Below are 25069 nucleotides of genomic sequence, written 5' to 3' on the forward strand. Positions count from 1 at the left end.
GGCCCCGGCATAAGGTGGAGGCCATGACAGACCAGGCAGAACAGGCCTCGGCCGCGCGGTCGGCGCCTCCGGAGATCCCGGGCAAGCCGACCTCGGCCTCCCGCACCACCCTCAGCCACATCATGACGCACAGCGACACCAACCTTCTGGGCACGGTGCACGGCGGTGTGATCATGAAGCTCGTCGACGACGCGGCCGGTGCCGTGGCCGGACGGCACTCCGGCGGACCCGCCGTCACCGCGTCCATGGACGAGATGGCGTTCCTCGAGCCGGTCCGCGTCGGCGACCTCGTCCATGTGAAGGCGCAGGTCAACTGGACCGGCCGCAGTTCCATGGAGGTGGGCGTCCGGGTGATGGCCGAGCGCTGGAACGAGTCCACCCCGGCCACCCAGGTGGGCTCGGCGTACCTGGTCTTCGCGGCCGTGGACGCGGACGGCAAGCCCCGCACGGTCCCGCCGGTCCTGCCCGAGACGGAGAAGGACAAGCGCCGCTACCAGGAGGCCCAGATCCGCCGCACCCACCGCCTGGCCCGCCGCCGCGCGATCATGGAGCTGCGGCAGCGGCGGGTGGCGGAGGGGTACGAGGACTGACCTCCGCCCGGGACGTCACGGACGGCTCGGGCGGCTGGGGCGGCCGAGGGGTCAGAGCATGAGCAGGAGGCGGGTGTTCGCCACGAGCTTCCGGTTCACGCTCGTGCTCTGCACGAAGATCGTGAAGTCGTCGTTGTGGTCGGGCCTGATGCGGACCTCCACGTCCGGCAGGCCGAGCAGGGCGCGGGCCTCGGGCCCCGTGTACACCCGGTCCGTCTTCTTCTCCAGCACCGATATCTGCTTCTTCGGCTGGACCTTCTCCGACTTGCTCAGCTGGTAGAACGCGCCGCCGGTGCGGTAGGTGTGCCCGCGCTCGACGACCCAGTCCCGGATCGCCACGTCGCGGGTCACGTCGATCAGCCGGTACTTCGACGACTCCACCGGGGTGAGGCCGGCCGCCTCGATCGTCTCCTTGTTGACCGCGTCCGCGCCCGTGGAGAACACGGCCCGCGACCCCCGGATGCCCTTGGTGCGGCCCACCATGAACTTCTCGGTGGCCTCCTGGATGACCTGTCCGGCCTCCTCCAGGCCCTGGGTGCTCGTGGCGTCCCAGATGGCGATGTTGTCCTTGGGGAAGCCGTACTGCATGGCCTCGCGCTTGCCCATCTGGTCCGGTACGAGGACGGCCAGCGTCCAGTTGTCCGCCTGGGTCTCGATCATCGTGGCCACGGCCTCGACCAGGGCGCGCGGGTCCCTCACGGGGGCGTCCGGGCAGCGGTGGCTCACGTTCTCCTGCCCGTCCGTGAGGACGAAGGTCAGGAAGCTGTGGTCGCCGTAGAGCTGGGCGGTCTGCGCCAGCTCCCGCTGCGACTTCAGCGTGGCCGCCAGCAGCGCCGTCATGCCGCCGACGCGGTACATCTGCTTCAGCGACGGCATCCGCAGCACGTCCTTGTCGTAGATCACGCACTCCACCTGGTCGGCGAAGACGTACACCGTGACGCGGGTCTCCTGGTCCAGCTCCTGCGACCGGCGCGCCAGGTAGGCGATCTGCTGGTCGGCGACCTCGACCACCTTGTGGCTGAGGCGGCGCATGGACGAGCTGGCGTCCAGCACGAGAGCGACGTGGTTGATGTAGTTCTGGCCTCCGGACATGGCGGCTCCCCCTCTTACCGATTGCCGTCACCGGCTTCCCGACTCGATGGATCCACCGTCTCACCCACCACTGACAACGGGTCACGACGAACGAGGGGCGCCCGTCGCCGGACGCCCTCGCCGTGAAACCCCGGCCGCTACGGCAGGTTGCGCGCCATGACGATGCGCTGCACCTGGTTGGTGCCCTCGTAGATCTGGGTGATCTTGGCGTCGCGCATCATGCGCTCCACCGGGTAGTCACGGGTGTAGCCGTAGCCGCCGAGCAGCTGGACGGCGTCCGTGGTGACCTCCATGGCCACGTCGGAGGCGAAGCACTTGGCGGCGGCGCCCTGGAAGGTGAGGTCGGCGTCGCCGCGCTCGGACTTGGCGGCGGCCGCGTAGGTCAGCTGGCGGGCGGCCTCGATCTTCATGGCCATGTCGGCGAGCATGAACTGGATGCCCTGGAAGTCGGCGATCGGCTTGCCGAACTGCTTGCGCTCCTGGACGTAGCCCTTGGCGTAGTCGAGGGCGCCCTGGGCGATGCCGAGGGCCTGGGCGGCGATGGTGATGCGGGTGTGGTCCAGCGTCTTCATCGCGGTGGCGAAGCCGGTGCCCTCCGCGCCGATCATGCGGTCGGCGGGGATGCGGACGTTGTCGAGGTAGACCTCGCGGGTCGGGGAGCCCTTGATGCCGAGCTTCTTCTCCGGCGCGCCGAAGGAGACGCCCTCGTCGGACTTCTCGACGACGAAGGCGGAGATGCCCTTGGAGCGCTTGGTGGGGTCGGTGACCGCCATCACCGTGTAGTACTCGGAGACCCCGGCGTTGGTGATCCAGCGCTTGACGCCGTTGAGCACCCAGAAGTCGCCGTCGCGGACGGCCTTGGTCTTCATGCCGGCCGCGTCGGAGCCGGCGTCGGGCTCGGAGAGGCAGTAGGAGAACATGCCGTCGCCCTTGGCGAGCGGGGTCATGTACTTCTTCTTCAGCTCCTCGGAGCCGGACAGGATGACCGGGAGCGAGCCGAGCTTGTTCACGGCCGGGATGAGGGAGGAGGAGGCGCAGGCGCGGGCCACCTCCTCGATCACGATGACCGTGGCGAGCGCGTCGGCGCCCGCGCCGCCGTACTCCTCGGGGACGTGCACGGCGTGCAGGTCGTTCGCGGTGAGCGCGTCGAGGGCCTCCTGCGGGAAGCGGGCCTCCTCGTCCACCGCGGCGGCGTGCGGCGCGATCTTCGCCTCGGCCAGCGAGCGGACGGCGTCGCGGAGCATGTCGTGCTCCTCCGACGGGCGGTACAGGTCGAAGTCAGCCGATCCGGCCAAGGTGTCTCACGCTCCAAAACGCGGTGATGCTGAACACGCTAACTACCGTTAAGTAACCCAAATTTTAGAGGCCTCCCGCGTCCGTGGATAGGTGAGCTTGACGACAGCCGACGGAAAGGCTTTTCCCGCGTCCCGGTTATGCTCGGGCGCGCAACCGTGCCGTACACCTCTGGAGCACCCATGGCCCTGAAGATCACCGTGATCGGTACCGGCTATCTCGGCGCCACCCACGCGGCGGCCATGGCCGAGCTCGGTTTCGAGGTGCTGGGGCTGGACGTGGTGCCCGAGAAGATCGAGATGCTCCAGCGCGGCCAGGTCCCGATGTACGAGCCCGGTCTGGAGGAGCTGCTGGGCAAGCACGTCGCGGGGATCGAGGGCTCCAGCGGACGGCTGCGCTTCACCACCGACTTCGCCGAGGCCGCGGCCTTCGGCGACGTGCACTTCCTGTGCGTGAACACCCCGCAGAAGCACGGCGAGTACGCCTGCGACATGTCGTACGTCGACTCCGCGCTGGCCTCGCTCGCCCCGCATCTGACCGGACCCGCGCTGGTCGTGGGCAAGTCGACCGTGCCGGTGGGCTCCGCCGACCGGCTGGCCGCCTACCTGGCCGAGCACGCGCCGGCCGGCCACGAGGCCGAGCTGGCCTGGAACCCGGAGTTCCTGCGCGAGGGCTTCGCCGTGCAGGACACGCTGCGCCCTGACCGGATCGTGGTCGGTGTGCGCAGCGAACGGGCCGAGAAGCTGCTGCGCGAGGTGTACGCCACGCCGATCGCGGAGGGGTCGCCGTTCGTCGTCACCGACTTCCCGACGGCCGAGCTGGTGAAGACGTCGGCGAACTCCTTCCTCGCCACCAAGATCTCCTTCATCAACGCGATGGCGGAGGTCTGCGAGGCCGCCGACGGCGACGTCGCCAAGCTGGCGGAGGCCATCGGGTACGACGACCGGATCGGGCGGAAGTTCCTGCGGGCCGGGATCGGCTTCGGCGGCGGCTGCCTGCCCAAGGACATCCGCGCCTTCATGGCCCGCGCCGGTGAGCTGGGCGCCGACCAGGCGCTGACCTTCCTGCGCGAGATCGACTCCATCAACATGCGCCAGCGCGGCCAGATGGTCGAGCTGACCCGGCAGGCGCTGGGCGGCGGCCCCCTCCTCGGCAAGCGGATCGCGGTGCTCGGCGCCACCTTCAAGCCCGACTCGGACGACGTACGGGACTCCCCCGCGCTGAACGTCGCCGGACAGGTGCACCTCCAGGGCGCCCAGGTGACCGTGTACGACCCCAAGGGCATGGACAACGCCCGGCGGCTCTTCCCGACCCTCGGGTACGCCGACTCGGCGCTGGAGGCGGTGCGGGGTGCGGACGTCGTGCTGCACCTCACCGAGTGGCGGGAGTTCCGCGAGCTGGACCCGGAGGTGCTGGGCGAGGCGGCGTCGTCCCGGGTGATCCTGGACGGGCGCAACGCCCTGGACCCGACGCTGTGGCGCAAGGCCGGCTGGACGTACCGGGCGATGGGCCGCCCCACCGCCTGACGACGACACGGCAGGGCAGGGCAGGGCAGGGAGGACGCCGTCCGGCACGGAGGACGCCGGTTCGGCCGAGGCTCAGTCGGCCGAACCGGCGCCGTCCGCATTCTGCCGCACGGCGCGGCCCCGCGGCCGGTGAAGCGGGCGTCGTTTACGACTCCTTGGCCCGGTACCGGCGCATCTTGGCGCGGGCCCCGCACACCTGCATGGAGCACCAGCGGCCGCGCCCGGCCGGGCTGCGGTCGTAGTACGCCCAGTGGCAGTCGGAAGCCTCGCACGCCTTGAAACGGCTCCAGGTGCCGGCCACCAGGGCCTCGGCGACGGCCGCGGCGACCCGCGCGGGGAGCGAACCGCCGCGGGCGGGGGCGAGGGCGGCGGAGCCGTCGGCCGGGTCGACGGTGACGACCAGCGGGACGGCGGCCAGCAGCTCGCCCAGCGGGGTCACCGCGCGGTGCGGCCGGTGACCGGCGTGGGCGAGCAGGGTCGCCCGCAGGGACTCGCGCAGCTCACGGGCAGCGGGCACCTCGCCCTCCGTCAGGCCGAGACGCGCCCGGCCCTCCTCCGTGTCCAGCGAGTCGGCGCCCGTCTCGAGATCGACCGTGTTCACCAGGGTCTCGACCAGCGCCAGGCCGCCGGGCGCGGGCGATCGCTCACTCATGCTTGCGACGTTACCGCCTATGCGGCAGCATGCAGTAACCGTTACCGGTTACCCGCACAATGCCGGTAACAGCGTGCCGGTAACACCGACCGCGTGCTTCAAGGAGGAAGTCATGGCTGTCGCCGAACTGGGCGTCGTCGTCCTGGACTGTCCCGATCCCCGCGCACTGGCCCGCTTCTACGCCGGCGTCCTCGGCGGCACCGTCGAGGGCGAGGGCGACTGGGTCGACCTGCAACTGCCGGACGGGCGGGCGCTGGCGTTCCAGGCCGCCCCGGGGTTCGTACCGCCGAAGTGGCCCGCGCCCGACGACTCGCAGCAGTTCCACCTCGACCTCACCGTCGCGGACCTGGACGCGGCCGAGAAGGCGGTGCTGCAGCTGGGCGCGCGTCCGCTGGACGCGGAGGCCCGCACGCGAACCTTCCGGGTTTACGCCGACCCGGCCGGGCACCCGTTCTGCCTCTGCGCCTGCTGAGCGCCGGTCTCCACGCCCGCGCCCGCCGAGCGCCGGTTCGCCGTCTCCCGGGAGGTACCTCCGCATGGCACCCGTGGCGCGTTTCCGTTCCGTCGTCGTCGACTGCCCCGAGCCCCGTGAGCTGGCCCGCTTCTACGCGGCGGTCGGTGGCGGCACGCCAGAGGAGACGGACCCGGAGTGGGTGGTGCTGCAGGTGCCCGATGGCCCGCGCCTGTCCTTCCAGCGGGCACCGGACCTGACCCCGCCCGAGTGGCCCCGCTCCGACCGCAACGCCCAGCAGTTCCACCTCGATTTCGACGGAGGGGCGACCTGGGCGGAGATGGACGCGGCGCACGAGCGGGTGCTGGCGCTGGGGGCTCGGCCGCTCGACCTGGAGGACCGGGAGAAGAAGGACTTCATGGTGTACGCCGATCCGGCGGGGCATCCGTTCTGCCTGTGCCGGATCGAGCACTGAGCACCCTGCCGGCGCCCGCGCGCGGGCTCAGCCGTCCAGGTCGGTGATGGTCGCCGTGGACGGCTCGCGGCGGAGCTGGGCCGCCTTCGCGGTGAAGGCCGCGGCGCGCAGGACGCGCTGGACGTTGCCCCAGGTCAGCAGGGCCACGTCCGCCTCGTCCCAGCCGCGGCGGAGCAGTTCCGCGATGAGCCGGGGGTAGCCGGAGGGGTCGCCCAGCTCCAGCGGGTGCGCGGTGCCGGTGTCGAAGGTGCCGGACAGGCCGACGCTCTGCGGGCCGGCCACCGTGCGGACGTGGTCGAGGTGGTCGGCGACGTCCCGGACGGTGGGGCCGGTCTGCTCGGCGGTCAGCGGCACCATGCACAGGCCGCCGGCCGCCCCCAGCTCCACCAGCAGGTCGTCGGGGAGGTTGGCGGGGTGCGGGCGCAGGGCGCGGGCGGCGGAACGGGTGCACAGCGCCGGCGCCTTGGACACCGCGAAGGTACGGCGGACGGTCTCGGCGGAGGCGCCGGAGAGGTCGGCGACGACACCGAGGCGGTTCATCTCACGGACCACCTCCTCGCCGAACCGGGTCAGCCCCGCCTCGCCCGCCCAGCTCACCCCGGACAGCGTCAGCGCGCGCAGGCCGAGGGCGTGCAGGGAGCGCAGGATGCCGAGGCGGTCACCGAGAGCGGCGGCACCCGCGGGGCCGGGCAGCACGGCGATCCGTCCGCAGTTGCGGGCGTCGATGGCCTGGCCGGCGTCGTACGCCAGGCGCAGCCCCTCGGGGTGGGCCCGCACGACCGTCTTGACCAGGTCGAGCTGCTCCAGGGTGGCGCCGACCGCACGGTCCCCGGCGACGGACTCGGGCAGGTGCAGGGACCACAGCAGCGCGCCCACGTGCCCCTCGCGCAGCCGCGGCACGTCGGTGTCGACGGCGCTCTCGCCCAGTTCCAGGTCGTACCAGGGCAGGCGTCCCAGCACCGAGGCCAGCCCGTTGCAGCCGTCGGCGACGGGGTGGGCGGCCAGCACGGCCCGGGCCCGGGTGAGCGGCTCGTCGTCGGGATCGGACACGGGCGCGTAGGGCTCCGGCCCAAAGGCCTCCGCGGCGAGCGGCACGGGCAGCTCGTCGAGCCCACCGGCCTCGGTACCGGCGTGCAGGTCGTCCTGGAGATCTGCCATGGCGGTGCTCCGTACGGTCGTCGTGAGATACGGCCACCGTCGCACGGAGCGTCACGGGCTTCCTGGTGGGTGGGGCGTTCGGGGGTACCCGGCTCAGCCCCTGGCCGCGTCGATCACCTCGTCGAGGGTGTCCCGGGAACGGAGCAGGTCGGTGATCATGCGGTCGATGCGGGCGCGCTCGGCGGCGAGGTCCGCGACCAGCTTCGGCGTGGCGACGGCCGAGGGGCCGCCGTCCCCGTCCCGCATGCAGGGCAGCAACTCGGCGATCTTGCCGCTGTGCAGTCCGGCCGCGTACAGCTCCTGGATCCGAACGACCCGGTCCACGGCCGCCTCCGGGTACGCGCGGTGCCCGCCGGACGTACGCTCGGCCACGAGCAGTCCCTGCGTCTCGTAGTAGCGCAGCGAGCGTTCGCTGACGCCCGTACGCCGGGCCAGTTCACCGATCCGCATGGAGCACCTCCGGGCTTGAATCTGACATCAGTGTCAGGTTCTAGCGTACGGACATGTCGAACACCACAGCGCTCTTCGCGTCCGCCCCGCTCGGTCCGCTCACGCTTCCCAACCGTCTCGTGATGGCTCCGCTCACCCGCAACCGTGCCGAGGCCGACGGCACCCCGACGCCGCTCATGGCCACCTACTACGCCCAGCGCGCCACCGCCGGGCTGATCATCGCCGAGGCCGCGACGCCGAACGCGGTCGGGCAGACGTACCCGAACATCGCCGCCGTGCACCGTGCCCGGCACGTGGCGGGCTGGCGGCGGGTCACCGAGGCCGTGCGGGAGGCCGGCGGGCGGATGTTCCTCCAGCTCCAGCACGGCGGCCGGGTGGGGCATCCGGCGACCAGCGGGCTGACGCCCGTCGCGCCCTCACCGGTGCCGCTGCCCGAGACGATCTTCACCCCCGGCGGGCACCGGCCGGCCGTCGTGCCCAGGGAGATGAGCACCGAGGACGTCCGCACCACCGTCGCCGACTTCGCCCGGGCCGCCCGCAACGCGCTCGACGCCGGCTTCGAGGGGGTGGAGGTGCACTCCGCCAACGGACACCTGCTGCACCAGTTCCTGTCCGCCAACACCAACCTGCGCACCGACGGCTACGGCGGCTCCGTCACCGCGCGGATCCGGTTCACGGCCGAGGTGGTGGAGGCCGTCGCCGCGGAGATCGGCGCCGAGCGGGTCGGGCTGCGCGTCTCCCCGGGCAACACCGTCAACGGCATCGCGGAGGGCGAGACCGACCAGCTGTACCCGGCCCTGGTGGAGCGCCTCGGCGGGCTGGGGCTCGCCTACCTGCACCTGGTGCACGCAGACCCGGACGCTCCGCTCTTCGGCAGGCTCCGCGCCGGGTGGCCCGGCGTGCTGATCGCCAACCCGGTGCTGGACGAGTCCCCCTCGACGGACGCCGTGCACCGCGCCGCCGAACGGCTGCTGGCCGCCGGGGCCGACCTGATCGCGCTCGGCCGGCCCTTCCTCGCCAACCCCGATCTGGTGGCGCGGCTGCGGCTCGGGGCACCGCTGAATCCGGTGCGCGGCCGGTACCTGATGTACGTGGGCGGGGCGACCGGATACACCGACTACCCCGCCCTGGAAGACTCCGCGGCTCAGCCGTCGAGCTCCTCCAGCGAGGCGTTGGACGGCCCCCGGGTGGCCTGAAGGCTCCGGGCCACCTCCTCGGCGGCGTCGAGGACGCGGACCGCGTTCTTCCAGGTCAGCTTGGCCAGGTCGGCCTGGGACCAGCCGCGGTCGAGCAGCTCGGCGATCAGGTTGGGGTACCCGGAGACGTCGCTGAGACCGTCCGGGGTGAAGGGCGTGCCGTCGTAGTCGCCGCCGATGCCGATGTGGTCGACGCCGGCGACCTCGCGCATGTGGTCGAGGTGGTCGGCGACCGTGGACACGGTGGCGACGGGACGCGGGACGCGCTCCTCGAAGGCGGCGTGCACCTTCATCGCCTCGGGGCCGGAGTCGAGGTGGTGGAAGCCGTGCGCGCGCATGTTCTCGTCGGCCTCGGCCGTCCAGTCCACGGCGGCCTGGAGCACGAACTTGGGCACGAACGTCACCATCGCCACGCCGCCGTTGGCGGGCAGCCGCTCCAGGACGTCGTCCGGGATGTTGCGCGGGTGGTCGCACACCGCGCGGGAGGAGGAGTGCGAGAAGATCACCGGCGCGGTGGAGGTGTCCAGCGCGGCGCGCATCGTCGTCGCGGCGACGTGCGAGAGGTCGACGAGCATGCCCTCGCGGTTCATCTCCCGCACGACCTCGCGGCCGAAGGCCGACAGTCCGCCGACGGCGGGCTCGTCGGTCGCCGAGTCCGCCCACGCGACGTTGTCGTTGTGGGTGAGCGTCATGTAGCGCACGCCGAGCGCGTACAGCGCGCGGAGGGTGGCCAGCGAGTTGTCGATGGAGTGGCCGCCCTCGGCGCCCATGAGGGAGGCGATACGGCCCTCGGCGCGGGCGGCCTCCATGTCGGCGGCGGTCAGCGCGGCCCGCAGCTCGCCGGGGTGGCGGTCGATCAGCCGCCGGACGCAGTCGATCTGCTCCAGCGTCGCCGTCACCGCGCCCGGCAGGTCGGAGCGGACGTACACCGACCAGTACTGGGCGCCGACGCCGCCGGACCGCAGCCGGGCCAGGTCGGTGTGCAGGTGGGCCGACTGGTCGGCGGCGATGTCACGGGCGTCGAGGTCGTAGCGGACCTGCTCGCGCAGCGCCCAGGGCAGGTCGTTGTGGCCGTCGACGACGGGGAACTCGCGCAGCAGCTCGCGGGCCCGGTCCAGGGACGTCATCGGGCTCACTTCCCGAAGCCGAAGCCGGCCGCCGAGCCCGCGACCTTGTTGCGCAGCCGCTTGCCCTTCTCGGTCGCCTGGTCGTTCAGCTCCTGCTGGAACTCGCGCATCCGGCCGAGCAGGTCCTCGTCGTGCGCGGCGAGGATGCGGGCGGCCAGCAGTCCGGCGTTGCGGGCGCCGCCGACGGAGACGGTGGCGACGGGGACGCCGGCCGGCATCTGCACGATGGACAGGAGGCTGTCCATGCCGTCCAGGTACTTCAGCGGCACCGGGACGCCGATGACCGGCAGCGGGGTGACGGAGGCGAGCATGCCGGGCAGGTGGGCGGCGCCCCCGGCCCCGGCGACGATCGCCTTCAGCCCGCGGCCGGCGGCCTGCTCGCCGTACGCGATCATCTCGTGCGGCATGCGGTGCGCGGAGACGACGTCGACCTCGTAGGGGATCTCGAACTCGTCGAGTGCCTTGGCGGCGGCCTCCATGACGGGCCAGTCGGAGTCCGACCCCATGACGATGCCTACGACCGGGCTGACCGGGCTGGCCTGGCTCATTCGGTGATCGTCCCTCTCAGGTAGCCGGCAGCGTGACGGGCGCGCTCCAGCACGTCGTCCAGGTCGTCGCCGTAGGTGTTGACGTGGCCGACCTTGCGGCCGGGCTTCACGTCCTTGCCGTACATGTGGATCTTCAGCTGGGGGTCGCGGGCCATGCAGTGCAGGTACGCGGAGTACATGTCCGGGAAGTCGCCGCCCAGGACGTTGACCATCACGGTCCACTTCGCGCGCGGGCGCGGGTCGCCGAGGGGGAGGTCGAGGACCGCGCGGACGTGGTTGGCGAACTGCGAGGTGATCGCGCCGTCCATGGTCCAGTGGCCGGAGTTGTGCGGGCGCATCGCCAGTTCGTTGACGAGGACGCGTCCGTCGCGGGTCTGGAACAGCTCGACGGCGAGGTGGCCGACGACGCCCAGCTCCTTGGCGATGCCGAGCGCCATCTCCTCGGCGCGCAGGGCCAGCGCCTCGTCGAGGTCGGGGGCGGGGGCGATCACCGTGTCGCAGACGCCCTTGACCTGCTGGGACTCGACGACGGGGTAGGCCACCGCCTGGCCGTGCGGGGAACGGACCACGTTGGCGGCCAGCTCGCGGACGAAGTCGACCTTCTCCTCCGCCAGCACGGGCACACCCGCGCGGAAGGGCTCGGCGGCCTCCTCCGCGGAGTCCACGACCCACACGCCCTTGCCGTCGTACCCGCCACGCACCGTCTTGAGGACGACGGGGAATCCGTCGCCCTCCGCGGCGAAGGCGGCCACGTCGGCCGGATCGCTCACGATCCGGTGCCGCGGGCAGGGCACGCCGATCGCGACGAGCTTCGCGCGCATCACGCCCTTGTCCTGGGCGTGCACGAGCGCCTCCGGTCCGGGACGCACGGGGATGCCGTCCGCCTCCAGGGCCTCGAGGTGCTCGGTCGGCACGTGTTCGTGATCGAAGGTGATCACGTCACAGCCGCGCGCGAACTCGCGCAACGTGTCCAGATCGCGATAGTCGCCGACGACGACTTCGTTCACGACCTGCGCAGCGGAGTCCTGGGGAGTGTCACTGAGGAGCTTGAACCTGATGCCGAGCGGGATGCCCGCCTCGTGTGTCATACGAGCGAGCTGGCCGCCGCCGACCATACCGACTACGGGGAACGTCACACCCCTAGCGTATCGGCCGCGCGGAGCCCACCTGTTTACCGGCCGTTTCCGGCCCCGCTCCCCCCTCTTTCCGGGCCCTCCCGCTGTCCTTTCGGGCTCCGGGGGGTCCGTCCGCAGGAAGATCGCGCGTCCGGGTGGTTAGCATGAACGGATTGACGCCAACCGACGGACGGGGGCCTGCACGACCATGGAACATGGTTCCTCGGGTGCTCAGACGGCTCCCTCGGCGCCCCGGGCGCCCCGTGCCGGGGTGCGGGGGCGGGTCCACCGGCTCGTGCGCGAGGTCGCGAAATTCGGCGCCGTGGGCGGCGCGGGAGTGCTGGTCAACCTCCTCGTCTTCAACTTCGTGCGGCAGGTGAGCGACCTCCAGGTCGTGCGGGCCAGCATCATCGCCACGGTCGTCGCCATCGCCTTCAACTACGTGGGCTTCCGGTACTTCACCTACCGCGACCGCGACAAGAGCGGCCGGACCCGCGAGATGTCGCTGTTCCTGCTGTTCAGCGCCGTCGGGCTGGTGATCGAGAACGGCGTGCTCTACACGGCGACGTACGGTTTCGGCTGGGACAGCCCGCTGCAGAGCAACATCTTCAAGTTCCTCGGCATCGGGATCGGCACCCTGTTCCGCTTCTGGTCGTACCGCAGCTGGGTCTTCCGCGCGCTGCCCGCCCGTGAACCGGCCGCGACGCCGGCTCAGGCTCTCCTGGAGCCCGGGCGCCCGACCGCGGTCCCCCGCGCGGACGAGGCTCCCGCCGTCCACCGCTGACCGGCTCCGTCCCACCCTCCGCGTCGCCCTCAGCGCACCGTCTGGTCCTGGTCCCCGGCGGCCTTCTTCGACGGCGCCGTACGGGACAGGAACAGCCCGAAGACCGGCGGGCGCCCCTGGAGGAGCTCCAGGCGGCCGCCGTCGGCCTCGGCCAGGTCACGGGCGACGGCGAGGCCGATGCCGGTGGAGTTGCGTCCGCTGATCGCCCGCTCGAAGATCCGCGCCCCCAGGTCGCCGGGGACGCCCGGTCCCTCGTCGGTGACCTCGACCACGGCCTGGTTGCCGGTCACCCGGGTCCGCAGGGCCACCGTGCCGCCGCCGTGCATCAGGGAGTTCTCGATCAGCGCGGCCAGCACCTGTGCCACGGCGCCCGGGGTGCCCACGGCCGTCAGATGGCGCTTGCCCGAGCTGACGATGGCCCGGCCCTCACCGCGGTAGGCCGGCCGCCACTCCGCGATCTGCTGCTGGATGACGTCGTCCAGCTCGAAGGTGACGGCGGAGCCGCTGCGCGGGTCGCGGGAGTTGGTCAGCAGCCGGTCGACGACGTCCGTCAGCCGCTCCACCTGCGACAGCGCGATCGTCGCCTCCTCCTTCACCGTCTCCGGTTCGTCGGTGAGGGTGATCTCCTCCAGCCGCATCGACAGCGCGGTCAGCGGCGTGCGCAGCTGGTGGGAGGCGTCGGCGGCCAGGCGGCGCTCGGCGGTGAGCATCCGGGCGATGCGCTCGGCCGAGGAGTCCAGGACGTCCGCGACCCGGTCCAGCTCGGGGACGCCGTACCGCTTGTGCCTCGGGCGCGGGTCCCCGGAGCCGAGGCGTTCGGCGGTCTCGGCGAGGTCGGTGAGCGGCGAGGCCAGCCGGTTGGCCTGCCGGATCGCCAGCAGTACGGCGGCGACCACCGCGAGCAGCGCCACCAGGCCGATGATCAGCAGGGTCCGGCCGATCTCCCGGGTCACCGAGGACCTGGGCTCCTCGACGAGGACCGTCTCGCCCTCCTCGCCGGTGGCCCTGCCCTGGAGGACGTCGCCGGAGGGCTCGCTGCCGACCTCGACGACCGGCTCGCCGGGGATGCGGATCACCGCGTACCGGGCGTCGCGGATCTGCTCCCGCAGGAACGCCTCGTCCACCGAGCCGGTGCCGATGAGCCGGCTGTCCACGATGCTGGCCAGCCGCACCGCCTCCAGGTCGACCCGTTCCTGTGCGGTGCTGCTGATGGTCCGGGTCTCGACGATGACGAGGGAGACGCCGAACACGGCGATCACGACGAGCACCACGGCGAGGGTGGACTGGATCAGTCGACGGCGCATGTCCTCTTACCCGCGAGGCCCCCCTCGGGGCCCGCTCAGTTCTTCTCGAAACGGAAGCCCACGCCGCGCACGGTGGCGATGTAGCGGGGGTTGGCCGCGTCGTCACCCAGCTTCTTGCGCAGCCAGGAGATGTGCATGTCGAGGGTCTTGGTCGACGACCACCAGGTGGTGTCCCAGACCTCGCGCATCAGCTGGTCGCGGGTGACGACCCGGCCGGCGTCGCGCACCAGCACCCGCAGCAGGTCGAACTCCTTCGCGGTGAGCTGGAGCTCCTCCTCGCCCATCCAGGCGCGGTGCGACTCGACGTCGATGCGCACGCCGTGGGTGGCGGGCGGCTGCGGGGGCTCCACGGCGCCGCGCCGCAGCAGGGCCCGGACCCGGGCGAGCAGCTCGGCGAGGCGGAAGGGCTTGGTGACGTAGTCGTCGGCGCCCGCGTCCAGGCCCACGACGGTGTCCACCTCGTCGGCGCGCGCGGTCAGGATCAGGATCGGCACCGCGTGCCCCTCGGACCGCAGCCGGCGGGCGACCTCGAGACCGTCCATGTCCGGCAGGCCGAGGTCCAGCACGACCAGGTCTATGCCGCCCTGCAGTCCCGCGTCCAGTGCGGTGGGTCCGTCCTCACGCACCTCGACCTCGTACCCTTCCCTGCGCAGTGCGCGGGCCAGCGGCTCCGAGATGGACGCGTCGTCCTCGGCGAGCAGTACACGGGTCATGAGGTGATGGTAGACCGCTCGGAGCAACGCCCGGGGCAAGATCGCACCGCGCACCGCCCGCCCGCGGACCGCCTGTGAGGCGCCTGTGGAGCACTGTCGGGCAAGCCGGACATCCGCCTCCCGGCCCGCCGTCCGACCCGCCCCCGCGACCCCGCGTCCCGGCCTGCGGCTGTGGGGTGCCATCCTGTGATGGACCTTCGAATGATCGTTCGCGGTTCCACCATGGCCTGTGATCCGTGTCTCAAGTCCTTCCATACCGGGCGGTGTCCTGCCGTATGGTGAATCAGCGCCTGTAGCACCCAGAGGACCTTTGGCGGCCGTTTCGACGCTGAAGGTCTCTTTCGTGTGCGGGCCGGCCCCCACGGCCGGCCATGAAAGGAATGACCTGTGGCCGGGCCTCACCGCGTGCAGTGACGCGCGCAGAGGCGTGGATCCCGGTGGCCGCCGCCCAGCGCTTCGCAATCCGGAGCGGACTCCCCCAGGCGTGGGACGGGCGGGGAAGGCCGCCGGTGCCGGCCGCCCCCCACCGGGCGCGCATCGCCTCGATGAGCGCGTCCCGACCAGCAAGGATCGACCATGGCGTCCAGCCTGACGAAGGACTCGGTCACCCCGGGCACCCCCGGCTCCGAGAAGACCTTCTTCGGCCACCCCCGCGGACTGGCCACACTCTTCATGACCGAGATGTGGGAGAGGTTCTCCTACTACGGCATGAGGGCTCTGCTCCCGCTGTACCTCGTCGCTCCGGGTGGCCTCGGCCTCAGCGCCGGCACGGCGACCGCGATCTACTCGGTGTACCTCTCGCTGGTGTACCTGCTCACGATGCCGGGCGGCTGGTTCGGCGACCGCGTCTGGGGTCCCCGCAAGACCGTCGCCATCGCCGGCGGCGTGATCATGCTCGGTCACCTCACGCTGGCGCTGCCGTCCTCCGGCACCTTCTACGCGGGTCTCGGCCTGGTCGCCATCGGCTCGGGTCTGCTGAAGGCCAACATCTCCACGATGGTCGGCCAGCTCTACGACGGTCCCGACGACCCGCGCCGCGACGGTGGCTTCACCGTCTTCTACATGGGCATCAACCTCGGTGCCTTCGCGGCGCCGCTGACCATCGGCACCATCGGTGAGAGCGTCAACTGGCACCTTGGCTTCGCGCTCGCCGCGGTCGGCATGGGTCTGGGCGTCCTCCAGTTCCTGATCGGCAGCCGCCACCTGAACCCGCACTCCAGCGTGGTCCCGAAGCCGCTGTCCGTCGAGGAGAAGACCTCGATGCTGCGCAAGGCCGCCTTCTGGGCCGCGCTGGCCGTCGTCTTCTACGCCATCGTCGGCTTCTCCGGCCACTACACCCTGAACTGGGTCCTGGTCCCGCTGACCCTGCTCGGCGTGATCATTCCGGTACTGGTGCTGACCAACATCAAGCGCGACAAGTCCCTGGACCGCGCGGAGCAGTCGAAGATGTCGGCGTACATCTGGTTCTTCGTCGCCGCGGCCGTGTTCTGGATGATCTACGACCAGGGCGGCTCGACCCTGTCGCTGTTCGCCGACTCCTCGGCCGACAACAGCGTCTTCGGCTGGAGCTTCCCGGTCTCCTGGTACCAGTCGGTGAACCCGGTCATCATCATGGCCCTCGCCCCGGTCTTCGCCACGCTGTGGCTGGCCCTCGCCCGCCGCGGCAAGGAGCCGAGCACGGTCGTCAAGTTCTGCGGCGGTCTGGTCCTGGTCGGTGCCTCCTTCTTCCTCTTCCTGGCCCCGCTGGGCATCGCGGAGGGTGGCCACAAGGCCGCGGCCATGTGGCTGGTGGCGATCTACTTCGTCCAGACCTGCGGTGAGCTGATGCTCTCCCCGGTCGGTCTCTCGGTCACCACGAAGATGGCGCCGGTGAAGTACGCGTCCCAGATGATGGGCGTTTGGTTCCTGGCCGTCACCGCCGGTGACGCCACGACCGGCCTGCTCTCCATCGCCGGCGTCGACCTCAACAAGACGGGCATCGTCGCCGCGGAGGCGACCCTCGCGGTGGTCGCGGGCATCGCGATCTGGATGTACCGCAAGCGCGTCAAGGAACTCATGGGCGACGTCCGCTGAGTCCGCTGCGCGGCTTCCTCTGACGGAGGGGCACCTCGTCCCGGGCGGACGGGGCGCCCCTCCGCACGTGTGGAGCGAACCTCGGCGGCCGGCGCGGCGAGCGCCGCCTGCGCGAGCGCGACCACCGAGACGGCCGCGGGAACACCGGCCACGGAGACGGTCACGGGAACGGGTGGGGATCTCCTGGCCTACCGGGACGGGCGGGCGGGCGGGAACAGGCGGAAGGCCGCCGGTTACGCCGGCGCGCCCAGCTCCGCCCAGACCCGCTTGCCCGCGACCCCCGGCGTCCGCACGACGCCCCAGTCCAGGCACAGCCGCTCCACGATGAACATCCCGTGGCCGCCCGGGCGCCCGGCGCGGTGCGGGGTCCGCGGCGCCGGCTGCCCCGTACCGCGGTCGGAGACCTCCACCCGGATCACCTTCTTCTCGCAGGTGATCCACAGCTCGTCCGGCCCCTCGGCATGCAGGCAGGCGTTGGTGACCAGCTCGGACACCACCAGCAGCACGTCCTCCGCGGCGGCACGCTGGTCCGCGGTGGCGGACGGCAGCCATCCCCAGACGTACAGCGCCTCGCGGGTGAAGTCACGGGCCAGCGGGACGACCCCGCTCGCGTCCTCGAAGCTCAGTCTGCGGGCCTGCCGCCCGCCGCCACCGCCTGGCTCGGAGCCGGACGCCGCCCCGGCAGCCCCGGGGACGCCGGAGGAAGGCACCGACGCGGGCGCGGACGCCCCGGAAGCGCCACTGGGCTCCGGACCGCGGTCGCCCGGCGAGTAGGGCCGGGTGGTGCTCATCAGCGCTTCACCTCACCGATTCACCAGTTCACGTTTCAAAGTTGCGGACAGCAAAGTCGTCCACAGCCGGTTCAGGGACTCTCCTGCCCGACCGGACCGTACGAACACCCCTGTATTCGGCACGAATCCCGGTGCGGCGTGAAAACGCCCGCCCCGGGAAGCACACGCACCCCTCCGTCGGCCGGACAAGGACCGGCTCAGCCGGTCTCGGCGGCCAGGGCGGCCGCAAGCGTGTCGTGCAGGGTGAAGACCGCTTCGGCCCCCGTGATCTCGAACACGCGCGCCACTACCGGCTGCATGGCCACCAAATGCACTCCGCCCCCCGCGGCCTCCGCCTTCAACCGCGCGCCGAGCAGGACGTTGAGCCCCGTGGAGTCGCAGAACTCCAGGCGTGAGCAGTCCACGACGAGCCGGTTGAATCCCTTGGTGAGACAGTCCTCCAGCGGCTCCCGCAACAGATCGGCGGTGTGGTGATCCAGCTCACCCGCCGGGGTCACGACGGCACTGGGGCCCTCTTCCCGTACCTCGACCAGCAGCCGGCCCGACTGGGCACTGCCGACCGTCCCGCGGTCCATGCCGTTTCTCTCCCGAGGTCGTGACTGCTTACTGACGCCCTCGAACACTACGCCTTCCCACCGCACTCCGACACCCGAACAACCGCACACAAACGGACATACCCGCACAGAACACACTTGCGGTCGGCTCGGTAAACCCGGTAGGGCTAGTAAGACACGTAAACCGACACGGCCGGCTTTGGAGGCGCCGCACACCGCAGTGCACGTATCTGGCTTCGGCAGCCGCATGCCGAGAACGATGGAGGACATCATGTCACCCCGGCTCGACGGATCGCGTACCCATGAAGCGACGTCGACACTCCCTCCGGAACATCTGGATCCCATCGAGCATCACGACTCGGCCGTCGACCCCGACGGCTTCCTCGCCGGGCTTCCGGACATCCCCGCGTACGACGAGGTCGCTCCGGCGGACGCCAGGGCCCTGTCCAAGACCCTCTTCGCGCGGCTGGAGTCGCTGGAGGAAGGCACCCATGAGCACGCGTACGTACGCAACACGCTCGTCGAGCTGAACCTCGCCCTGGTCAAGTTCGCCGCCTCCCGCTTCCGCTCGCGCAGCGAGCCGATGGAGGACATCATCCAGGTCGGCACCATCGGCCTGATCAAGGCGATCGACCGCTTCGAGCTGTCGCGCGGCGTGGAGTTCCCCACGTTCGCGATGCCGACCATCATCGGCGAGATCAAGCGTTTCTTCCGCGACACCTCGTGGTCCGTGCGGGTCCCGCGCCGCCTCCAGGAGCTGCGGCTCGACCTGGCGAAGGCCGGTGACGAGCTGGCCCAGCGCCTCGACCGCGCCCCCACGGTGGCCGAGCTGGCCGAGCACCTCGGCCTGTCCAGGGACGAGGTCGTCGAGGGCATGGCGGCGTCCAACGCCTACACCGCCTCCTCGCTGGACGCCCAGCCCGAGGAGGACGAGGCGGAGGGCGCGCTCGCCGACCGCATCGGCTACGAGGACCACGGGCTCGAGGGCATCGAGTACGTCGAGTCGCTGAAGCCGCTGATCGCCGAGCTGCCCTCGCGCGACCGCAGGATCCTCTCGCTCCGGTTCGTCGCGGGCATGACCCAGTCGGAGATCGGCGAGGAGCTGGGCATCTCCCAGATGCACGTCTCGCGTCTGCTGTCGCGCACGCTCGTACGCCTGCGCAAGGGGCTCACGGTCGAGGAGTAGTCGGCACGCCCCGACCGGGTGACGCCTGCCCTCCAGGGGGTGGTCCGCGAACGGGCCGCCCCCCTTCGGGTTGCCGCCGCCCTTCAGAGGGAGTCGGCGATCAGCGCGGCCGTGGGCAGCAGCGGGCTCAGGGCGCACAGGAGCCAGAAGGTGCGCGGCGCGAGGGAGGTCCGGCGCCGCAACGGCGCGTTGACCAGCCACCAGATCATCGTGAAGAGCGCCACCACGGGGACGACGATCACGAGCCAGAGCGCCATGCCGTCGGTCTCCGTCGGCTCGCGCACGGTCCAGCCCAGTTCCGCCAGCGGCCAGTTGGCCATCAGGTACCAGACGAGCCAGAACGGGACGACGCCCGGAATCCCGAGCAGCACGTTCGCCAGGAACGGCGTCCACCAGTACTTGGCCATTCGTCCCCCGCCCCCCGGATCAGCCGAGGGTCACACCCTACGCACTCCCCGCCGCCACACTCCCGCGACCAGCGGCACTCCCGGCCGGTAGGCCAGATGGACGTGGCTCGGGGCGTCGAGCAGCGTCAGGTCGGCGTACGCGCCCGGGACGACGCGGCCGACGTCGTCGCGGCGCAGGGCCGCCGCGCCGCCCGCGGTGGCCGCCCAGACCGCCTCGTCCGGCGTCATCCCCATGTCCCGCACCGCGAGCGCGATGCAGAAGGGCACGGAGGACGTGAAGGACGAGCCGGGGTTGCAGTCGGTGGACAGGGCGACCGTGGCACCGGCGTCGAGGAGGCGCCGGGCGTCGGGCCACTGGGCGCGGGTGGAGAACTCGGCGCCGGGCAGCAGGGTGGCGACCGTGCGGCTGCCGGCGAGGGCGTCCACGTCGGCGTCGGTGAGGTGGGTGCAGTGGTCGGCGCTGGCGGCGTCGAGTTCGACGGCCAGCTGGACACCGGGGCCGTGGGAGAGCTGGTTGGCGTGGATGCGGGGGTGCAGGCCCCGCGCCCTGCCCGCCGTGAGGATCGCGCGGGCCTGGTCGCCGTCGAAGGCGCCCTTCTCGCAGAACACGTCGATCCAGCGGGCGTGCGGCGCGCAGGCGTCGAGCATCTCGCCGGTGACCAGGTCGACGTAGGCGGCGGGGTCGTCGGCGAGTTCGGGGGCGACGATGTGGGCGCCGAGGAAGGTGACCTCGTCGGTGTGGCGGGCGGCGACGCGCAGGGCGCGGGACTCGTCGGCGGTGGTCAGGCCGTAGCCCGACTTGGTCTCGAAGGTGGTGGTGCCCTGCCGCAGGGCCTCGGCGAGGTAGCGGGTGAGGGACGCCTCCAGTTCCGCGTCGCTCGCGGCGCGGGTGGCGGCGACGGTGGTGCGGATGCCGCCCGCGCTGTAGGGACGGCCGGACATGCGGGCGTTGAACTCCTCGGTGCGGTCGCCCGCGAAGAGGAGGTGGGAGTGGGAGTCCACGAAGCCGGGGAGGACCGCCCGGCCCTCGGCGTCGATCCGGTTGTCAGTGGCGGGTGCTTTGCTTGATTCACCGGTCCACGCGACCCGTTCGCCCTCGATGACGACGGCCGCGTCCCGGACCAGACCGAGCGGGGAGTGGTCGCCGAGGGAGGGGCCGTTGGTGACGAGTGCGGCGATGTTGGTGATGACGGTGCTGCTGCTCATGGGGTCCCTGGTGTCCTCGTGGGGGCGGGGGCGGGGGCTGGTGCGCGGCCGGGGGCCGGTGGTCAGGCGCGCAGGGCTTCGACGGCCCGCGCGAGGGCCCGCGGCACGTCCGGTACGAGGGTGTGCGCCCCGTCGCGTACGACGTGCCGCCCGCCCACGATCGTGTGCCGTACGTCCGCTGCCGTCGCGGCGAATACGGCCGTCTCGGCGCCGAGCCTGGGCAGTGGCCCCGCTGTTCTGACCGAGTCCAGCGCGATGGTCGCGAGGTCGGCGCGGGCCCCGGCCTCGATGCGGCCGGTGTCGTCCCAGCCGAGGGCGGCGTGGCCGTCGGCGGTGGCGGCGCGCAGCAGGGCGGCGGCGGTCCAGTGGCCTCGGGTGCGGGTGCGCAGGCGTTCGTTCAGCTCCATGGCGCGCGCCTCTTCCAGCAGGTCGACGACGGCGTGGCTGTCCGAGCCGAGGGAGAGCGGGGAGCCCGCTCGCTGGAGCGCCGCCGCCGGGCCGATGCCGTCGGCGAGGTCCCGTTCCGTGGTGGGGCACATGCAGGTGCCGGTGCGGCTGTCGCCGAGGAGCGCGACGTCCTCGTCGGTGAGGTGCGTGTTGTGGACGCCGGTGGTGCGGGGGCCGAGCACGCCGTGGTCGGCCAGCAGCCGGGTGGGGGTGCGTCCGTGGGCCCGCAGGCAGGCGTCGTTCTCGGCCGTCTGCTCGGACAGGTGCACATGCAGCGGGGCCCGCCGCCGCTCGGCCCAGTGCGCCACGGTCGCCAGCTGGTCCGCGGGCACGGCCCGTACGGAGTGGATCGCGGCCCCGATCCGCGCGTGATCCCGGTCCTTGAGAACTGAACAGCGCTCGGCCCAGGCCTCCGCCGTGCCGTCGGAGAAGCGCAGTTGGTGAGGGTCGGGGGGGTCGCCGAAGCCGGAGGACAGGTAGCAGGTGTCGAGGAGGGTGATGCGGACACCGGCTTCGGCGGCGGCCTCGATCAGGGCGTCACCCATCGCGTTGGGGTCGGCGTAGGGGGTGCCCCCGTGGGCGTGGTGGACGTAGTGGAACTCGCCGACGGTGGTGATGCCGGCCAGCGCCATCTCGGCGTACACCGCGCGGGCGAGATCGAGGTAGGTCTCGGGGGTCAGCCGGTCGGCGACGGAGTACATGACCTCGCGCCAGGTCCAGAAGGTGCCGGAGCCGACCTGGACGGTGCCGCGCAGGGCGCGGTGGAAGGCGTGCGAGTGGGCGTTCGCCAGTCCCGGCAGGGTGAGTCCGCGCAGGATCTCGGCGCCGGGCGGCGGGGTGGTGACGCCCTGGTGGACGGCGGTGATGCGGCCGTCCCGGCCTCCGGGGGAGCCGCCGACGGACACCGTCACGGCGACGTCCGGCTCGACATGGGTGCCGAGCCAGGCGTGTTCCAGCCAGTACGTCCGGGTCCGCTCGGTGGGGGTCACGTGCAGGCCAGCCCTTCCAGTACGTCGGCGAGTGCGGTCACCCCGGCCACGCAGTCGTCCTCGGCGGCGTACTCGGCCGGGGAGTGCGAGACGCCGGTGGGGTTGCGCACGAACAGCATGGCGGTCGGGATGCGGTCGGAGAGGATTCCGGCGTCGTGTCCGGCGCCGGTGCCGAGGACGGGGACCCCGAGGTCCGTCCCGGTGCCCAGGATGCGGGCGAGTTCGTCGCGCAGGGCGTGGTCGAACTCGACGACGGGCGTGAAGGACTCGCGGACGACGTCGAGGTCCACGCCGTGGGCGGCGGCGTACTCGCGGGCGGCCTTCTCGATGCCGGTCACCACGGTGTCCAGGCTCGCCTGGTCGGCGGCGCGGGAGTCGAGCCAGCCGCGCACCAGGGAGGGGATGGCGTTGACCCCGTTGGGTTCGACGCCGATCTTGCCGAAGGTGGCGACGGCACCGGCGAGTTCGGCCTCGCGTCGGGCGGCGAGGACGGTCTCGGCGTAGGACAGCATCGGGTCGTGCCGGTCGGCGAGGCGGGTGGTGCCGGCGTGGTTGGCCTCGCCGCGGAAGTCGAACCGCCAGCGTCCGTGCGGCCAGATGGCGGACGCGATGCCGATCCGGTCGCCGGACAGGTCGAGGGCGCGGCCCTGCTCGACGTGGAGTTCGACGAAGGCGCCGATGCGGGCGAGCCGTTCGGGGTCGGGGCCGAGGGCGCCGGGGTCGTACCCGGCGGTCTCCATGGCCTGCGGGAGGGTGATGCCGTCGCCGTCGGTGAGGCGGTGGGCCTGCTCGACGGTGAGCGCGCCGGCGGTGAGGCGGGAGCCGACGCAGGCGAGGCCGAAGCGGGCGCCCTCCTCGTCGCCGAAGTTGACGATGCCCAGGGGCCTGGTGAACCGCGCTCCCCTGTGGCGCAGTTCGTCCAGAGCGGCGAGGGCGGAGACCACGCCGAGGGGGCCGTCGAAGGCGCCGCCGTCGGGCACGGAGTCCAGGTGGGACCCGGTGACGACGGCGTTCCCGGCGGCCGGGTCGCCGAGCCAGGCCCACTGGTTGCCGTTGCGGTCCGTCTCGTAGCCGAGCCCGCGTGCCTCGGCCTGCTCCCGGAACCAGGTCCGGCAGTCGGCGTCGGCGCCGGTCCAGGCGTAGCGGCGGTAGCCGCCGGAGGCGGAGCTGCGGCCGACCGGCAGCAGCTCCGCCCACATGCTGTGGAAGCTCACGCGCCGTCACCCTCGCGCGCCGCGTCGCCCTCGCGGGTCTCGCCGCCGGCGCGCGCCGTGTCGCCGTCGCCGTCTTCGCGCATCGGCACCCGCACGCCCCGCTCCCCGGCGACCGACTCGGCGATGTCGTACCCGGCGTCGACGTGCCGGATGACACCCATGCCGGGGTCGTTGGTGAGGACGCGGCGGATCTTCTCCCCGGCGAGCGGGGTGCCGTCGGCGACGGTGACCTGCCCGGCGTGGATCGAGCGGCCCATGCCGACGCCGCCGCCGTGGTGGAGGGAGACCCAGGAGGCGCCGGAGGCCACGTTGACCATGGCGTTGAGCAGCGGCCAGTCGGCGATGGCGTCGGAGCCGTCGAGCATGGCCTCGGTCTCGCGGTACGGGGAGGCGACGGAGCCGCAGTCGAGGTGGTCGCGGCCGATGACGATCGCGGCGGCCAGCTCACCGCTCGCGACCATGTCGTTGAAGCGCTCGCCTGCCTTGTCGCGCTCGCCGTAGCCGAGCCAGCAGATGCGGGCGGGCAGGCCCTGGAAGTGGACCCGCTCCCCCGCCATCTTGATCCAGCGGGCCAGGGACTCGTTCTCGGGGAAGAGGTCGAGGATCGCCTTGTCGGTCTTGGCGATGTCGGAGGCCTCGCCGGACAGGGCGGCCCAGCGGAAGGGGCCCTTGCCCTCGCAGAAGAGCGGGCGGATGTACGCCGGTACGAAGCCCGGGAAGGCGAAGGCCCGGTCGTATCCGGCGAGCTGGGCCTCGCCGCGGATGGAGTTGCCGTAGTCGAAGACCTCGGCACCGGCGTCCTGGAAGCCGACCATGGCCTCGACGTGCCGGGCCATGGACTCGCGGGCCCGGGTGGTGAAGCCGGCCGGGTCCTTGGCGGCGGCGTCGGCCATGTCCTCGAAGGCGGTGCCGGTGGGCAGGTAGGCCAGCGGGTCGTGCGCCGAGGTCTGGTCGGTGACGATGTCGATCGGGGCGCCCATGGCGAGGAGCTGCGGGACCAGCTCGGCGGCGTTGCCGAGGACGCCGATGGACAGCGGCCTGCGCCGGTCGCGGGCCTCGGTGGCCAGCTGGAGGGCGTGGTCGAGGGAATCGGCCTTCACGTCGAGGTAGCGGTGCTCGATGCGGCGGTCGATGGCGCGCGGGTCGCAGTCGACGCAGATCACGACGCCGTCGTTCATGGTGACCGCGAGGGGCTGGGCCCCGCCCATGCCGCCGAGGCCGGCGGTGAGGGTGATGGTCCCGGCGAGGGTGCCGCCGAACTTCTTCGCGGCGACGGCGGCGAAGGTCTCGTAGGTGCCCTGGAGGATGCCCTGGGTGCCGATGTAGATCCAGGAGCCGGCCGTCATCTGCCCGTACATGGTCAGGCCGAGGGCCTCCAGGCGGCGGAACTCCTCCCAGTTGGCCCAGTCGCCGACGAGGTTGGAGTTGGCGATGAGGACGCGCGGGGCCCACTCGTGGGTCTGCATGACGCCGACGGGGCGGCCGGACTGGACGAGCATCGTCTCGTCCTGCTTGAGGGTGCGCAGGGTGCGGACCATGGCGTCGAAGGAGCGCCAGTCGCGGGCCGCCTTGCCGGTACCGCCGTAGACGACGAGCTTGTCGGGGTGCTCGGCGACCTCGGGGTCGAGGTTGTTCTGCAGCATCCGCAGGGCGGCCTCCTGCTGCCAGCCCAGGGCACTCGGCGTCGTCCCGCGTGGTGCTCGGACAGTGCGGGGTCCGGACATGGTC

The 25069-nt window shown here is 72.0% G+C and carries 25 protein-coding genes; 8 read left to right on the forward strand and 17 right to left on the reverse strand.

Going from position 1 to position 25069, the window contains the following annotated elements:
• The first annotated feature begins 23 nt into the window (after positions 1 to 23).
• Complete coding sequence (locus EV562_RS33005; protein WP_133890545.1) at positions 24 to 590, forward strand: acyl-CoA thioesterase; 567 nt, start codon at positions 24 to 26, stop codon at positions 588 to 590.
• Between the two features lie 51 nt (positions 591 to 641).
• On the opposite strand, the gene EV562_RS33010 is transcribed toward EV562_RS33005, so the two are convergent.
• Together EV562_RS33010 and EV562_RS33015 are read right to left on the reverse strand one after the other, a co-directional pair.
• A complete protein-coding gene (locus tag EV562_RS33010; protein WP_133890546.1) occupies positions 642 to 1682 on the reverse strand; it encodes a vWA domain-containing protein in 1041 nt (346 codons plus the stop codon).
• Between the two features lie 137 nt (positions 1683 to 1819).
• Positions 1820 to 2977: an acyl-CoA dehydrogenase gene (locus EV562_RS33015; protein WP_133890547.1), complete on the reverse strand. Its 1158-nt coding sequence runs from the start codon at positions 2975 to 2977 to the stop codon at positions 1820 to 1822.
• Between the two features lie 180 nt (positions 2978 to 3157).
• Here EV562_RS33015 and EV562_RS33020 point away from each other — a divergent pair, with 180 nt between their 5' ends.
• Complete coding sequence (locus EV562_RS33020) at positions 3158 to 4501, forward strand: UDP-glucose/GDP-mannose dehydrogenase family protein (RefSeq protein WP_133890548.1); 1344 nt, start codon at positions 3158 to 3160, stop codon at positions 4499 to 4501.
• Positions 4502 to 4646: 145 nt separating this feature from the next.
• Here EV562_RS33020 and EV562_RS33025 read toward each other — a convergent pair whose 3' ends face one another.
• Positions 4647 to 5153, reverse strand: a complete 507-nt coding sequence (locus tag EV562_RS33025) for a CGNR zinc finger domain-containing protein (protein WP_133890549.1) — start codon at positions 5151 to 5153, stop codon at positions 4647 to 4649.
• Between the two features lie 112 nt (positions 5154 to 5265).
• Between EV562_RS33025 and EV562_RS33030 the strand changes: the two genes are divergently transcribed.
• Together EV562_RS33030 and EV562_RS33035 are read left to right on the forward strand one after the other, a co-directional pair.
• Positions 5266 to 5625 (forward strand): VOC family protein, encoded by a 360-nt coding sequence (locus EV562_RS33030; RefSeq protein WP_133890550.1) that lies wholly within the window; start codon positions 5266 to 5268, stop codon positions 5623 to 5625.
• Positions 5626 to 5689: 64 nt separating this feature from the next.
• The gene (locus EV562_RS33035) at positions 5690 to 6079 is read left to right on the forward strand and encodes a VOC family protein (protein WP_133890551.1); all 390 of its coding nucleotides are present in this window, start codon (positions 5690 to 5692) and stop codon (positions 6077 to 6079) included.
• Positions 6080 to 6106: 27 nt separating this feature from the next.
• Here the strand turns inward: EV562_RS33035 and EV562_RS33040 are convergent, their stop codons facing one another.
• Together EV562_RS33040 and EV562_RS33045 are read right to left on the reverse strand one after the other, a co-directional pair.
• Complete coding sequence (locus EV562_RS33040; protein WP_133890552.1) at positions 6107 to 7237, reverse strand: dipeptidase; 1131 nt, start codon at positions 7235 to 7237, stop codon at positions 6107 to 6109.
• A gap of 93 nt (positions 7238 to 7330) precedes the next feature.
• Entirely contained in the window at positions 7331 to 7687 is a 357-nt protein-coding gene (locus tag EV562_RS33045; RefSeq protein WP_133890553.1) for a MerR family transcriptional regulator, read from the reverse strand.
• A gap of 53 nt (positions 7688 to 7740) precedes the next feature.
• Here EV562_RS33045 and EV562_RS33050 point away from each other — a divergent pair, with 53 nt between their 5' ends.
• Positions 7741 to 8883, forward strand: a complete 1143-nt coding sequence (locus EV562_RS33050; protein ID WP_133890554.1) for an alkene reductase — start codon at positions 7741 to 7743, stop codon at positions 8881 to 8883.
• Here EV562_RS33050 and EV562_RS33055 read toward each other — a convergent pair.
• Genes EV562_RS33055 through EV562_RS33065 form a run of 3 tightly spaced genes read right to left on the reverse strand, consistent with a single transcriptional unit; the run spans position 8832 to position 11694 of the window.
• Positions 8832 to 10010, reverse strand: a complete 1179-nt coding sequence (locus EV562_RS33055; RefSeq protein ID WP_133890555.1) for a dipeptidase — start codon at positions 10008 to 10010, stop codon at positions 8832 to 8834. The two genes, EV562_RS33050 and EV562_RS33055, sit on opposite strands and share 52 nt — an antisense overlap.
• Positions 10011 to 10015: 5 nt before the next feature.
• On the reverse strand, positions 10016 to 10558 hold the full coding sequence (gene purE, locus EV562_RS33060) for a 5-(carboxyamino)imidazole ribonucleotide mutase (RefSeq protein WP_133890556.1): 543 nt from the start codon (positions 10556 to 10558) through the stop codon (positions 10016 to 10018).
• Positions 10555 to 11694 carry a 5-(carboxyamino)imidazole ribonucleotide synthase gene (locus EV562_RS33065; RefSeq protein ID WP_133890557.1) on the reverse strand — a complete coding sequence of 380 codons (1140 nt, stop codon included), beginning with the start codon at positions 11692 to 11694 and terminating at the stop codon, positions 10555 to 10557. The genes purE and EV562_RS33065 overlap by 4 nt, the downstream gene beginning before the upstream one ends.
• A 187-nt stretch (positions 11695 to 11881) precedes the next feature.
• Here EV562_RS33065 and EV562_RS33070 point away from each other — a divergent pair, with 187 nt between their 5' ends.
• Positions 11882 to 12457: a GtrA family protein gene (locus EV562_RS33070; protein WP_133890558.1), complete on the forward strand. Its 576-nt coding sequence runs from the start codon at positions 11882 to 11884 to the stop codon at positions 12455 to 12457.
• A 29-nt stretch (positions 12458 to 12486) separates the two neighbouring features.
• Here the strand turns inward: EV562_RS33070 and draK are convergent, their stop codons facing one another.
• The gene (draK, locus tag EV562_RS33075) at positions 12487 to 13761 is read right to left on the reverse strand and encodes a two-component system sensor histidine kinase DraK (RefSeq protein ID WP_133890559.1); all 1275 of its coding nucleotides are present in this window, start codon (positions 13759 to 13761) and stop codon (positions 12487 to 12489) included.
• Positions 13762 to 13796: 35 nt separating this feature from the next.
• A complete protein-coding gene (locus tag EV562_RS33080) occupies positions 13797 to 14474 on the reverse strand; it encodes a response regulator transcription factor (protein WP_019329973.1) in 678 nt (225 codons plus the stop codon).
• A 576-nt stretch (positions 14475 to 15050) separates the two neighbouring features.
• Between EV562_RS33080 and EV562_RS33085 the strand changes: the two genes are divergently transcribed.
• A complete protein-coding gene (locus EV562_RS33085) occupies positions 15051 to 16547 on the forward strand; it encodes an MFS transporter (RefSeq protein ID WP_133890560.1) in 1497 nt (498 codons plus the stop codon).
• A 233-nt stretch (positions 16548 to 16780) separates the two neighbouring features.
• Here the strand turns inward: EV562_RS33085 and EV562_RS33090 are convergent, their stop codons facing one another.
• Both EV562_RS33090 and EV562_RS33095 read right to left on the reverse strand, forming a co-directional pair.
• Entirely contained in the window at positions 16781 to 17338 is a 558-nt protein-coding gene (locus EV562_RS33090; protein ID WP_133890561.1) for an ATP-binding protein, read from the reverse strand.
• Between the two features lie 197 nt (positions 17339 to 17535).
• Positions 17536 to 17913, reverse strand: coding sequence for an STAS domain-containing protein (locus EV562_RS33095; protein ID WP_133890562.1), 378 nt, complete (start codon positions 17911 to 17913; stop codon positions 17536 to 17538).
• 238 nt (positions 17914 to 18151) lie between these two features.
• Between EV562_RS33095 and EV562_RS33100 the strand changes: the two genes are divergently transcribed.
• The gene (locus EV562_RS33100; protein WP_166662116.1) at positions 18152 to 19078 is read left to right on the forward strand and encodes an RNA polymerase sigma factor SigF; all 927 of its coding nucleotides are present in this window, start codon (positions 18152 to 18154) and stop codon (positions 19076 to 19078) included.
• A gap of 83 nt (positions 19079 to 19161) precedes the next feature.
• On the opposite strand, the gene EV562_RS33105 is transcribed toward EV562_RS33100, so the two are convergent.
• The 5 genes from EV562_RS33105 to hutU form a co-directional block, all read right to left on the reverse strand.
• Complete coding sequence (locus tag EV562_RS33105; protein WP_133890564.1) at positions 19162 to 19485, reverse strand: hypothetical protein; 324 nt, start codon at positions 19483 to 19485, stop codon at positions 19162 to 19164.
• A gap of 30 nt (positions 19486 to 19515) precedes the next feature.
• Positions 19516 to 20691 carry an imidazolonepropionase gene (hutI, locus tag EV562_RS33110; protein WP_133890565.1) on the reverse strand — a complete coding sequence of 392 codons (1176 nt, stop codon included), beginning with the start codon at positions 20689 to 20691 and terminating at the stop codon, positions 19516 to 19518.
• A gap of 62 nt (positions 20692 to 20753) precedes the next feature.
• Entirely contained in the window at positions 20754 to 22127 is a 1374-nt protein-coding gene (locus tag EV562_RS33115) for a formimidoylglutamate deiminase (protein ID WP_133890566.1), read from the reverse strand.
• Positions 22124 to 23341 carry an allantoate amidohydrolase gene (locus tag EV562_RS33120; RefSeq protein ID WP_133890567.1) on the reverse strand — a complete coding sequence of 406 codons (1218 nt, stop codon included), beginning with the start codon at positions 23339 to 23341 and terminating at the stop codon, positions 22124 to 22126. The genes EV562_RS33115 and EV562_RS33120 overlap by 4 nt, the downstream gene beginning before the upstream one ends.
• Entirely contained in the window at positions 23338 to 25065 is a 1728-nt protein-coding gene (gene hutU, locus EV562_RS33125; RefSeq protein WP_133890568.1) for a urocanate hydratase, read from the reverse strand. Before hutU ends, EV562_RS33120 begins: the two co-directional genes overlap by 4 nt.
• Between the last annotated feature and the right edge of the window lie 4 nt (positions 25066 to 25069).

This window comes from Streptomyces sp. BK208 (assembly GCF_004364245.1).
In the GTDB taxonomy this organism is placed as follows: Bacteria; Actinomycetota; Actinomycetes; order Streptomycetales; family Streptomycetaceae; genus Streptomyces.